General features: G+C 34.4%; 13 protein-coding genes. All 13 read left to right on the top strand.

All coding sequences use genetic code 11. The annotated features are described in order from the left end of the window. The first annotated feature begins 56 nt into the window (after positions 1-56). Complete coding sequence (locus ACH2CJ_RS04595; protein ID WP_394991052.1) at positions 57-242, top strand: Thivi_2564 family membrane protein; 186 nt, start codon at positions 57-59, stop codon at positions 240-242. A 94-nt stretch (positions 243-336) separates the two neighbouring features. Continuing rightward, positions 337-531: a hypothetical protein gene (locus ACH2CJ_RS04590; protein ID WP_394991051.1), complete on the top strand. Its 195-nt coding sequence runs from the start codon at positions 337-339 to the stop codon at positions 529-531. 16 nt (positions 532-547) lie between these two features. Next, positions 548-835 carry a hypothetical protein gene (locus ACH2CJ_RS04585; RefSeq protein ID WP_394991050.1) on the top strand — a complete coding sequence of 96 codons (288 nt, stop codon included), beginning with the start codon at positions 548-550 and terminating at the stop codon, positions 833-835. A gap of 16 nt (positions 836-851) precedes the next feature. Next, positions 852-1,964 carry an AI-2E family transporter gene (locus ACH2CJ_RS04580; RefSeq protein WP_394991049.1) on the top strand — a complete coding sequence of 371 codons (1,113 nt, stop codon included), beginning with the start codon at positions 852-854 and terminating at the stop codon, positions 1,962-1,964. A 19-nt stretch (positions 1,965-1,983) separates the two neighbouring features. Further along, positions 1,984-2,454 (top strand): Dps family protein, encoded by a 471-nt coding sequence (locus tag ACH2CJ_RS04575; protein ID WP_394991048.1) that lies wholly within the window; start codon positions 1,984-1,986, stop codon positions 2,452-2,454. Between the two features lie 92 nt (positions 2,455-2,546). After that, on the top strand, positions 2,547-3,464 hold the full coding sequence (locus ACH2CJ_RS04570; RefSeq protein WP_394991046.1) for a flagellar motor protein MotB: 918 nt from the start codon (positions 2,547-2,549) through the stop codon (positions 3,462-3,464). A 96-nt stretch (positions 3,465-3,560) separates the two neighbouring features. Continuing rightward, positions 3,561-4,190 carry a murein L,D-transpeptidase catalytic domain family protein gene (locus ACH2CJ_RS04565; RefSeq protein ID WP_394991045.1) on the top strand — a complete coding sequence of 210 codons (630 nt, stop codon included), beginning with the start codon at positions 3,561-3,563 and terminating at the stop codon, positions 4,188-4,190. Positions 4,191-4,278: 88 nt separating this feature from the next. After that, complete coding sequence (locus ACH2CJ_RS04560) at positions 4,279-5,820, top strand: murein L,D-transpeptidase (protein ID WP_394991044.1); 1,542 nt, start codon at positions 4,279-4,281, stop codon at positions 5,818-5,820. 56 nt (positions 5,821-5,876) lie between these two features. Beyond that, on the top strand, positions 5,877-6,692 hold the full coding sequence (locus tag ACH2CJ_RS04555) for an alpha/beta fold hydrolase (RefSeq protein WP_394991043.1): 816 nt from the start codon (positions 5,877-5,879) through the stop codon (positions 6,690-6,692). Positions 6,693-6,734: 42 nt separating this feature from the next. Next, positions 6,735-7,535 (top strand): MlaE family ABC transporter permease, encoded by an 801-nt coding sequence (locus ACH2CJ_RS04550; protein WP_394991042.1) that lies wholly within the window; start codon positions 6,735-6,737, stop codon positions 7,533-7,535. Between the two features lie 81 nt (positions 7,536-7,616). Further along, entirely contained in the window at positions 7,617-8,411 is a 795-nt protein-coding gene (locus ACH2CJ_RS04545; RefSeq protein WP_394991041.1) for an ABC transporter ATP-binding protein, read from the top strand. Beyond that, positions 8,401-9,378, top strand: a complete 978-nt coding sequence (locus ACH2CJ_RS04540; protein ID WP_394991040.1) for an MlaD family protein — start codon at positions 8,401-8,403, stop codon at positions 9,376-9,378. Before ACH2CJ_RS04545 ends, ACH2CJ_RS04540 begins: the two co-directional genes overlap by 11 nt. Before the next feature lie 21 nt (positions 9,379-9,399). Continuing rightward, entirely contained in the window at positions 9,400-12,093 is a 2,694-nt protein-coding gene (locus tag ACH2CJ_RS04535; protein ID WP_394991039.1) for a cation-translocating P-type ATPase, read from the top strand. Positions 12,094-12,214 lie beyond the last annotated feature (121 nt).

The raw sequence follows: 12,214 nt of genomic DNA, 5'->3' as shown, positions 1-12,214 counted from the left end.
ACTTACAGTCGGTAAGCAAACTACCTTTGACACATACCTTTTAACTCATTATCATCATGACACTATTCAATATTTTGATTTATTTAATTATTGCAGGAATTCTTTTATGGCTTGTCAATAACTACATCCCGATGGACAGAAAAATTAAAAAAATCCTCAATATTGTCGTTGTAGTTGTTATCATTGTTTGGCTACTAAAAGTATTCGGAATTTTTAATTCTTTGATGGATATTCGAGTATAAAGTTCTTATTCAAGCCAATTTATTTGTAAAAACCTTAAAAACTAAATCTTACACAACTTTTTATCACCACAAAACACCTCTAAAACATAAACTCATGAATATCAAAAGAATCTTTGGGGCATTGCTTACCGTACTCGGAATCGGAGGGCTCATTTATGCTGCCACATTATTTGTAGGTACATCTGGCGGAACACACAACGTTAAATCACTTATTACTTATGGTGTGATTGGACTTATATTTTTCGTTTCTGGCATTGGCTTAGTACGAACAACAAAAGACGAATCGTGATCTAGAGTAAAGTATTATGAAAAAATTTACTTTTTTAATCCATTTGATAGGGGTCGGACTATTAGTTGGTTGTAAACCAGCTTATATTACTGTAAAACCAGATTACGTAGAAACTCCCAGACCTGCACGTCCGAGTAACAATCATATTTGGATAAATGGTGATTGGGTTTGGAATAGCCAAACAAAAACATATATGAGGAAAGATAGCTATTGGGTAGTTCCGAATCGAAATCGTACTTATACTCAAGGACAATGGAAGACAACTCAACGAGGTTATTATTGGGAACCGAGCCGTTGGAGGTAATTTTATAGAACGAAATATGGATGAATTAAAAATCTTTAGTCAAATGAAAGACACCTTGCGATTTCCCATATATGCAAAAATATCATTAATCATTATTGGTTTATTTGCCTTTACTGAAATACTATTTATTACACAGAGTATTATTTTACCCATTATTTATTCAGTTATTATAGCAATTTTATTAAATCCTATAATAAACTTTTTTGTTAATAAAAAAATCAATCGTGTATTAGTCATTTCAGTTACGCTTGTATTGGCTCTTGCTCTTACTTTTCTAATCATCACATTGCTTTCTATTCAAATAGGCAAGCTGAGTGATTCTTTTCCTAAGTTTTTAGTAAAATTTAATCAATTGATAGGTGTATGTACAACATGGGTTTCTGAAAATTTTGACATTAGTAAAGATAAAATCAACTTATTTATTACTCAAAAACGCACTGAAATTGTGAAAGAAAGTAGTACCGCAATAGCAAAAATACTTCTTAATACCGGAAATAGCCTTGTTGTGCTTTTACTTATTCCTGTTTATATCTTTTTGATATTATTTTATAAATCTCATCTCTTAAATTTCATCCATCAGGTTTTTAATAAGACTGAGTTTAGCAAAGTAGACGATGTGCTTATTTCTACAAAACAAATTATTCAAAGCTATCTAATTGGACTTTTGTTAGAAGCTTGTATTGTAGCATTTTTAAACTCAACGGCATTATTAATAATTGGCATTGAATATGCCATTTTGCTCGGCGTAATGGGTGCAATACTCAATTTGATTCCATATATAGGCGGGCTTATAGCAATTTCGCTACCCTTACTTATTGCTCTTGCAACAAAACCCCTTACTTATGGCATGTATGTGTTAGCAGCATATATATTGATTCAGCTCATTGATAATAATTTTATTATACCAAAAATTGTAGCATCAAAAGTGAAAATCAATGCACTTATTTCTATCATCATCGTATTGGTGGGGGGTGCTTTATGGGGAGTTGCAGGAATGTTTCTGGCTCTTCCCTTGACGGCAATCATTAAAATTATTTGCGATCATATCGAACCATTAAAGCCTTGGGGAGTTCTTTTGGGAAATCCTGACGAAAATTCCAAACCTTGGTTTATTAAACAAAAAGCATAAAACTAATTATCTATAAATCATGCAACCATCCATAGGCATCACGCAAGAACGTTTACATAGTAGCGTTAGCATACTGGCTGTCATTTTATCAGACGAAATGACACTTTATATCAAAACAAGAAAGTTTCATTGGAATGTGTCTGGACAGAGCTTTATGGAACTTCATAAATTGTTTCAAGCCCAATATACAGAACTTGAAGAAACGATTGATGAAATTGCCGAACGCATCGGAAAATTGGGTAGCAAAACTATCGGTACAATGAAAGAATTTGCCGCCCAAACAAGACTTAATGAATCGCCCAATGTTTATCCTTCACAAAAAGAAATGTTGATAGAATTATTGAGCGACCACGAATCAATCATTGTCGAATTAAGAAAAGATATTGAAGCATGTGAAAAAAGCAAAGATGCTGGCACAACCGATTTTCTTACGGGAATCATGGTACAGCACGAAACTACGGCTTGGGTATTAAGAAGATATTTGGACTAAATTATCCTTCCAGAGGCTTAATTCTCTCTATTATTGTGAGAAAAACAGTCTTTTTTAATATAAATCTTAAAATAATTAATCTAAAATTTATCATGAAAACTCCTTTTAAAATTTTATTCGTTTTGCTCGTAGGGCTTACGATGACTTCGTGTGTTGCCAAAAAGAAACTGACTGAATTACAGTCAAGATATGAAAAATCAGAATCTGATTTAGTAAAATGTGGCGATACAGTGCAAGATTACAAAAACAAACTTGAAACTATGTCAAGAATGCAACAAGATGCTGAAAATCAAAAAAATGCTACGCTCAGCACAGTTCAACAACGGGATGTGCAAATAAATGACCTAAAAATGCAAATTTCTGATTTTAAAGGTTTGCGTGATAAACAACTCGATGCAGTAGGTAACTTGACCGTTTTATCGAAAGAAGCCAATGCGAACATTGATAAAACTTTATCTCAATTAGCCTCAAAAGACAAATACATTTATTTGCTTCAAGCAGCTCGAACCAAAGCCGATTCGATTAATTTAGCTTTGGCCGTAAATCTTACAAGTGTGCTGAAAAACGGCATTGAAGACAAAGATGTAGAGATAAAAGTTGATAAAACAGTAGTCTTTATTAATATTTCAGACAAAATGTTGTTTAGCACAGGAAGTACCAAAATATCGCCAAAAGCAAATGCCGTTTTAGAGAAAATAGCTCTTATCATCAAATCAAGACCTGAGTTGGAAGTAATGGTAGAAGGCTATACTGATAATGTGTCAATCAATACCGATTGTCTTGCCGATAACTGGGATTTGAGTGCTAAACGTGCTACTTCGGTTGTAAGAGTAATGCAACAAAACTTTAATATCGACCCCAATAAATTGATTGCCGCCGGTAGAGGCGAATACAACACTTTAGCAACGAACAGTACTGCTGACGGTCGAACAAAAAACCGTCGTACACGTATTATTTTAATGCCAAAACTTGACCAATTTTATGATTTGTTGAGTTCTGATAAGAAATAAAAACAACTACACATGGAAGATAATTAGTCATAATAGCAATGATTTAGTAGATAATGTTGTTAATAATAAAACATTATACATGAAATCGATAAAATTATGCTAATTAGCTTCCAAGTAGTTTCTTTATTGCTTAATATTTTTCTTGCAAAATCTCCCGTATCAGAAGTCAAAACTGTCACTAAAATTGACCAAATACAATGTCTTTACACCGATTGCCAGCTCTCAGGAGTTGTCAATTATGATGCTTTTAAAGAGTCTTTAATTGGTTTTGAAAAATTTCATCCTGCAAAACCAATCGTTACTATTGTTGACTTTGCGTTGCCCTCGAATGTAAAAAGATTTTTTGTCATTGATATTGCCAAGAAAAAACTGTTATTTTCATCTTTGGTAGCACATGGTCAGAAATCGGGCGAAAATATCGCTCGTTCGTTTTCTAACAAAATGGAGTCACACCAAAGTAGTTTGGGATTTTATTTAGTTGGGAACGAAATTCAAAGTCCAAAACATGGCTCGGCTTTATTGTTATTTGGCTTAGAAAAAGGTCTCAACGATAATGCTCGCCGACGAGAAATAATTATTCACGGTGCTACTTATGTTAGTACATCGTTTGTTCAACAGCACGGTCGGCTTGGTCGCAGCTTTGGTTGCCCAGCTTTGCCGCAAGAACTTATTCCGCAGGTAGTTCCTGTATTAGCCAATGGTAGTTTACTTTATATACATAGTTAAAAAATTTATTTCTAAGGAAGGCTTTTCTCAAAGTAGAGCTTTCCTTAGAAGTTTTGCGTTTCTTAGTTGTTTGTTTATTGTGATAACAATGACAGGATGCAACAAAGGAAAAAACAAAAAAAGGGTGGTTTTAGCCGATGAAAGTGTTTATTCATCTCAAAACTTTACCGATTTATTAATTGATAGTGTAGCCATCACTACTTTTTTCAAAACCTCCGCTGCTTCCGATTCTATCCAAAACGAAGTAAATCAATTTTATACCAGACGTAATTATCAATTTGCATGGCTCAACAAGAGTGGATTGACCAATGCAGTGCCCAATTTTTATAGTCAATTACAAAGCTATAGCCGTGATTTTGCAGATAGTAGCCTCAATAACAAGCTTTTAGATTCTTTGATTATAGCTGCTCAAAACGATGAAAAGATATTTCTTTTGCAAAAAAATCGTGTTCAACAATTAGAATTATTACTCACAACCACCTTTTTTAAATATACCGAAAAAGCATATAGTGGCATCACAAAAGACCCACTAGACCTCGAATGGTTTATTCCTCGAAAAAAGAAAAGTTATCAAGTTTTGCTCGACTCATTGGTTTCATTGACCAAAGGCGAAAAAATACAAGAGCCTGTCAATCAATACTATGTGCTTTTAAAAGAAAAATTAAGGCAGTACCGTGGTATTCAGAAAAAGGGGGGGCTACCAACTGTCATTACCGACAAAAAACTAATTGTAGTAGGCGATAGCAATACGTGTTTAGTAAATGTAAAACAGCATTTGATTTTAACGGGCGATTTAAAATTAAATGACAACACCATATACTTTACCGATTCTTTGGCGAAAGCAGTTCAGCGTTTTCAACACCGAATGGGATTGGTAGAAAATGGGAAAATAAACATTGCAACCATCGCCGAATTTAATAAACCGATTGATTTCAGAATTAAACAGATGATGGTCAATATGGAACGCCTGCGTTGGATACCGGTTGAGATGGAGAATGACTATTTGCTTATTAACATTCCGGAATTTAGATTACATATTTTTGAAAATAAAAAACAGGTTTGGGAGATGAACGTAGTGGTTGGGAAGTCTGCCACGAAAACTAGTATTTTTAAAGGTAATCTCTCTCAAATTGTGTTAAATCCTTATTGGGGAATACCTACGAGCATTGTAAAGAACGAGATTTTGCCCAAAATTAGCCGAAATTCTAATTATTTGGCCAATAATAACATGGAGGTGGTGAATGGTAATTATCGCCAAAAACCAGGAAAAAACAATGCCCTCGGCAAAATCAAGTTTCTATTTCCTAATAATTTCAGCATTTACTTGCATGATACGCCATCAAAAGGACTTTTTGGAGAGTCGAAACGAGCATTTAGTCATGGGTGCATTAGGGTTTCTGAACCTCAAAAATTAGCACTTTATTTACTCAGAAAAGATACTAATTGGAATACAGAAAAGGTTGAAGATATTCTTAAAACAGACAATGAAACGATTATTCGTGTAAATCCTACTGTGCCAGTTTATATTGCATATTTTACGGCATGGGTTGATAATACTGGACATCTAAATTTTCGAAACGATTTATATCATTTAGACGACAAACTATCTAATGAGATTTTTGGCGAGTAAATAAATAGTGATGGAGGTCTGTTTTAAAAACAATTTTCTGAATAAAAATCAAAAATATGAAAGGAGATAACAAAAATATGATTGACATTGATGGTATTACCATTAGTTTTGATGATTTTGGAAAGAGCGATATTCCAATCATTTTCATTCATGGATTTCCATTTGACAAGTCATCTTGGCAACCTCAAATGAAGTTTCTAAAAAAAACACATCGAGTTATTGCTTATGATATACGAGGTTTTGGGGCATCAATTAGTAATGATGAACCAGAAAGTATATATTTATTTAGTAATGATTTAGTGAAGTTTATGGATGCTTTGGCAATAAAAAAAGCAATTGTGTGTGGGTTGTCAATGGGTGGATATATTTTGCTGAATGCTGTCCATCGTTTTCCTAATCGATTTGAAGCCATTGTTTTAAGTGACACACAATGTATTGCCGACTCAGAAGAAGCCAAAGAAAAACGTAGCAAATCTATATCGCAGATAAAAGCCGAAGGATTGAAAAAGTTTGCCGATACATTTATTGCCAATGTATTTTGTCAAAATTCATTGGATAATAAAAAAGAATTAGTCGAAGAAATAAGAAACATTATCCTCAAAACTCCCCAAAGAACAGTTATCGGCACTCTTGAGGCATTGGCACAACGTTCGGAAATGTGTGCTTCACTGCATGAAATTTCAGTTCCCACACTCATACTTTGTGGCAATGAAGATATTGTTACACCACCCATCCAAGCTGAATTATTATATGGTAAAATTTTGAATTCATCGCTCCATATTATACAAAATGCGGGACACTTGGCAAACCTTGAGCAACCAGAGCAATTTAACAAACATCTTACAAGTTTTATTTCAAGTTTGACAAAATAAGAAATCAATGGTTTTATAGTAAAATATTAAAATTACGATTAAATGAAAGCTAATGATGACATTTTACCGAAAAAAAAGTATCTTATCTCAAAAGGTATAGATACTTTTTTTCTGGAAATATATGATGTTTTCAAATTCATTGGTTTGTTTTTTAAAGAAGCTTTTTCTGCTCCTTTTGAATGGCGAGAAATCATCAATCAATGCTACAACGTAGGCTATAAATCTTTATCCCTCATTTCTTTAACTGGTTTTATCATAGGCATTGTTTTTACAAAGCAATCTCGCCCCTCTTTATCAACATTTGGGGCAAGTTCGTGGCTGCCATCGCTTGTGTCTATTGCTATCATTCGAGCATTAGCACCCTTAGTTACAGCATTGATAGCCGCAGGAAAAGTAGGTTCTAATATAGGTGCAGAATTAGGCTCGATGAAAGTCACCGAGCAAATTGATGCAATGGAGGTTTCAGCCACCAATCCTTTCAAATTTTTGGTTGTTAGTCGTGTCATTGCCACCACTTTTATGCTTCCAGTTTTGACTTTATACTCTGGTTTGGTTGGAATGCTCGGTTCGTACATAAATGTTCACCAAAATGAACAAACCAGTTTTGCAGCATTTGTCAAAAATGCTTTTAGTACCATTTCGTTTTTAGATATAAACTCCTCCATTTTTAAGGCTATTTGCTACGGTTTTACCATTGGAGTTGCTGGCTGTTACCAAGGTTATTATGCTCAAAATGGCACGCAAGGTGTAGGTCGAGCTGCAAATGCTGCGGTGGTAGTTTCTATGTTTTTGATTTTTGTAGAAGAAATGATTATTGTACAATTTGTTAATGCAATAAGATGAGTTATACTGGTATTTGAGATGTTTCCCCTTCTTGAAAAAAGGAGCAACCAAAGCTCGGTGGAAATTTTAAAACCGTTAATAATGAATAAAAAAACAACCAATATCGACAACAAAGAGGCGGTAATTTTCATCAAAGGTTTAAAGAAATCTTTTGGGAGTTTAACCGTACTAAATGGAATTGATATTGAAATATTCAAAGGTGAAAATTTGGCAGTGTTGGGGCGTTCGGGTAGTGGAAAATCGGTTTTAATTAAAATTATATCAGGTTTACTCAAACCTGATAGTGGCATTGTAAAAGTATTTGGGCAAGAAGTAGATAAAATAGACCCGAAAGAATTGCGAGAGTTGAGGTCGAAAATAGGATTTTCTTTTCAAAATAGTGCTTTGTATGATAGTATGACTGTCAAAGAGAATTTGGCATTTCCACTCACAAGAAATAAGCGTGAATTAAACAAAAATGAGGTTAATCTTGCTATCGAAGAAGTGCTGAATGAAGTGGGTTTATCGCAAACCATCAACCAAATGCCTTCCGAGTTATCGGGCGGACAAAGGAAACGAATCGGTATTGCCCGCACCTTAATTATGAAACCCGAAATTATGCTTTATGATGAGCCAACTTCGGGGCTTGACCCTATCACGAGTATTGAAATAAATAACCTGATTACAAAAGTTCAAAAACAATATAATACCAGTTCTATAATCATTACCCACGATTTGACTTGTGCAAAAAATACCGCAAATAGAGTAGCGATTCTAATGGAAGGCAAATTTTTAACTACAGGCAAATTTAAGGACGTTTTTAGTTCAAAAGAAGAATATATAAAAACATTTTACGATTATAATTTTATAAATGATGATGAAACCATTGAAAAATAATCGCCCAGTAATTGTCGGAATTTTTATACTTCTGGGTATAATAATATTGGTTGTCACCATATTTACTTTAGGAGGACAGAAAAAAACATTTGTCAGAACATTCACCATCAATGCTATTTTCAATGATGTGAGCGGATTGCAGACGGGTGCTAACGTTTGGTTTTCGGGCGTAAAAGTGGGTATGGTAAAGAAAATCAGCTTTTATGGAGATTCGCAAGTGCAGGTAACGATGAATATTGAGCGTGATGCCGAATCGCATATTCATAAAGATTCAAAAGCCAAAATAGGCTCCGATGGTTTAATAGGAAACAAAATTGTTATTATTTATGGTGGAGACGCAAAAAAACCACAAGTTGAAAAAGACGACTTTTTAGCTGTAGAAAATGGACTAAGCACCGATGATATGTTAGCAACATTACAAGAAAACAATAAAAATTTGCTCGAAATAACAAAAGATTTCAAAAGTATAAGCAAAAAAATAGATAGCGGAGAAGGTACGCTCGCTACATTATTAAATGATCCAACCATTGCCAATAAGCTAAGTGAATCGGCTGATAACCTAAAGGAAACGCTTGCCAATCTAAAAACAGTTTCGGAAGAAAGTAAGAATGTAATAGCCAATCTGCAAGGTTTTTCTGGCAAATTAAATAAACCTGGCAATTCAATCAATGACCTTGCAAGCGATACGGTCGTCTATAAAAGCGTAAAAGCAACGCTCGCCCAATTAAATAATGCTTCAAATTCGGTAACAAAATTTACGGCTAATTTGAAAACTATCAGTGATAAACTTAACCAAAAAGATAACGCCGTAGGAGTATTATTAAATGATTCGGAAACTGCCGCATCAATGAAAGTTACTTTGAAAAATTTAGAATCAGGTAGCAAAAAACTCGACGAAAATCTTGAAGCTCTACAACATAACTTTTTACTGAGACGCTTTTTTAAGAAAAAAAACAAACTCGAATAAAAACCAAAAATCCTCTTCGGTATGAATATTAAATATCCCATCAATAATTCTCATACCCTCTCGGTAGAGGAAATATTGCATTCTTTTCAAACAAATGCCGATACTGGACTGAGCAAGTCAGAAGCAGAAAAACGCTCAAAAGAATTTGGTTTAAATGTTTATACCGCCCAAAAACAAAAAAGTATTTGGATAATTCTCTTAGAGCAATTCAAAAGTCCGATTGTTTATTTATTGGTATTTGGGGCGGCGGTTTCACTGTATTTTCAAGATTACATCGAGGCAATAGCTATTTTGGTAGTAATTTTGGTGAATGCCTTGATTGGTTTTTTGATGGAAATGCAAGCCCGCAGCTCTATGAATGCTCTAAAAGAGATGGATGTGATAAAATCCAAAGTAATTCGAGATGGAAAACCACAAGAAATTCCGTCCGAAAACTTAACTTTAGGCGACATTATAATGCTTGAAGCTGGTGATTTGATTCCAGGAGATGGTCGTTTGGTAGAATCAAACCAATTACAATGCGATGAATCTTCACTAACTGGCGAGTCGCTTCCAACAGAAAAAAATCCAGAAAAATTATTGAAAGATACCGTGCTTGGCGACCAACACAACATGGTTTTTAAAGGCTCGTCGGTAATGAATGGAAACGGCAAAGCCATCATTACGGGCATTGCCCAACACACGCAATTAGGCACAATTACCTCATTGGTCGAAAATGCTGTTGAAACAGCGACTCCTTTAGACAAAAAACTTAATGCTTTAAGCAAAAAGTTGATTTGGTTAACCTTAATTTTAACTTCAATATTTGCAATTACGGGCATTATACAAGACAAAGATTGGGTAGTGATTATAAAAACATCAATCGTTTTAGCAATTGCATCCTTCCCCGAAGGCTTGCCTATTGTGGCAACGGTGGCTTTAGCTCATGGAATGTTATTAATGGCAAAACGTAATGCCATTGTCAAGAAACTTTCTTCCGTTGAAACATTGGGCAGCACTAATGTGATTTTGACTGATAAGACCGGAACTTTAACAGAAAACAAGATTTATGTAGAAACTTTTTCGTTTCCTGAAGAAAATCGAAAAGTAAGCATCGAAAATAATAATTTAAAATTTGATGATGGTGAAATTGAAAAAAGTCAAGAAAATTTTGATAAACTAAAATTAGTCGGAGCATTATGCAACGATGCTACCTTAAAAATAGCCAAAGAAAAAAAGAAAGTATTGGGCGACCCCATAGAAATTGCATTGATTCAATTAGCAAATACATCTGGTACTTCGGCCGAGGAATTGAAAAAACAATATGAACGCATAGCAGAAATCCCTTTTAGTTCAGACACCAAAATAATGGGCACTTTGCATAAAAGCCCGAATGGAAATTTGGTAGGGGCAAAAGGCTCAGTAGAACATCTATTAGAAAAATGCAACAAAATACAATTTGGAGCAACTATCAAAGAATTAGATAAAAATGAAAGAAATGCGATTTTAGAAGAATCCGAAAAAATGGCTGCCGATGGATTAAGGGTTTTAGCATTTGCTTACAGAGAAGAAACGACAATAAATACTGATGATTTTTTGAAAGAGTTGGTTTATTTGGGAATGATTGGTTTCCTTGATCCACCCCGTTTAGACATCAAAGGTGCGATTGTTTCTTGTCGTGATGCTGGTATTAAAGTTGTGATGATTACTGGCGATCACCCTTTGACGGCTCTCAATATTGCTAAGAAAGTAGGTTTGGTAGATGACGATGAGCAAAATGTAATCGTGGGAAAGGATTTTCCTTCGACAAAATCATTGACAAGCGAATGGAAGAAAAAGATACTTTCTACGGCTGTATTTGCACGAACCACACCCAAACAAAAATTAGACATTGCCGACATTTATCAAAAGGCAGGCAATATAGTAGCCATGACGGGCGATGGCGTAAATGATGCACCAGCTTTGAAGAAAGCTGACGTAGGTATAGCTATGGGACAGCGAGGAACTCAAGTAGCCAAAGAAACGGCAAGTATTGTACTCAAAGATGATTCTTTTAAGTCTATTGTGGCGGCAATATCGCATGGTAGGGCAATTTTTCAGAATATACAAAAATTTGTTATTTACCTCGTTTCCTGCAATTTGAGCGAGATATTTATCGTAACTTTATTAGGTTTTCTTGCTCCAGCAGCCATTTTACTTCCTTTACAAATTTTGTTTTTAAATATGGTCACAGACGTATTCCCAGCATTGGCTCTTGGTTTAGGGAAGGGTGATATCACGGTAATGAAAAAGCCTCCGAGAAATCCGAAGAAAGGAATTATTGAAAATAAAGATTGGGTAGCAATCACATTATATGCTATTACGATAACACTTTCAGTAGCTTTTGCTGTAATTTATTGTCAACAAGTAATCTCAATTGACAACAAAGTAACAAACAATGTAGCATTTATTACATTGGCATTTGCACAGCTTTTTCATGTATTTAATATGTCTTCTATCGGTTCAAGATTATTGATAAACGATATCACCGAAAACAAATTCGTATGGCTTGCCATTTTGATTTGCACTGGTTTTATGGTGCTGGTTTATATTTCGCCTCAAATGCGTTTGGTTTTGGGTTTGGTTGAACTGCCAATAAAGGTTTGGATTGTTTCTATTTTGGCAAGTTTTATACCTTTAGTCATTGTTCAATTTTATAAAATTACTTGGGGAAAAAGAAAAAATGCTTTGCATTAAAATTTCAGTTCTTAGGGTATAATTATTGGCATATTTGGTTTTTTTAATCATCCAGAAATATTATGATTCTCAGGAATTAGTCAATTTCATTTTCTGATTTCCTGCAAGCTCATTTCACAAT

This window comes from Emticicia sp., assembly GCF_043780375.1.
Lineage (GTDB): Bacteria > Bacteroidota > Bacteroidia > Cytophagales > Spirosomataceae > Emticicia.
Note: the sequence above shows the minus strand (reverse complement) of the source record. Positions and strands in the feature narration are given on the sequence as shown.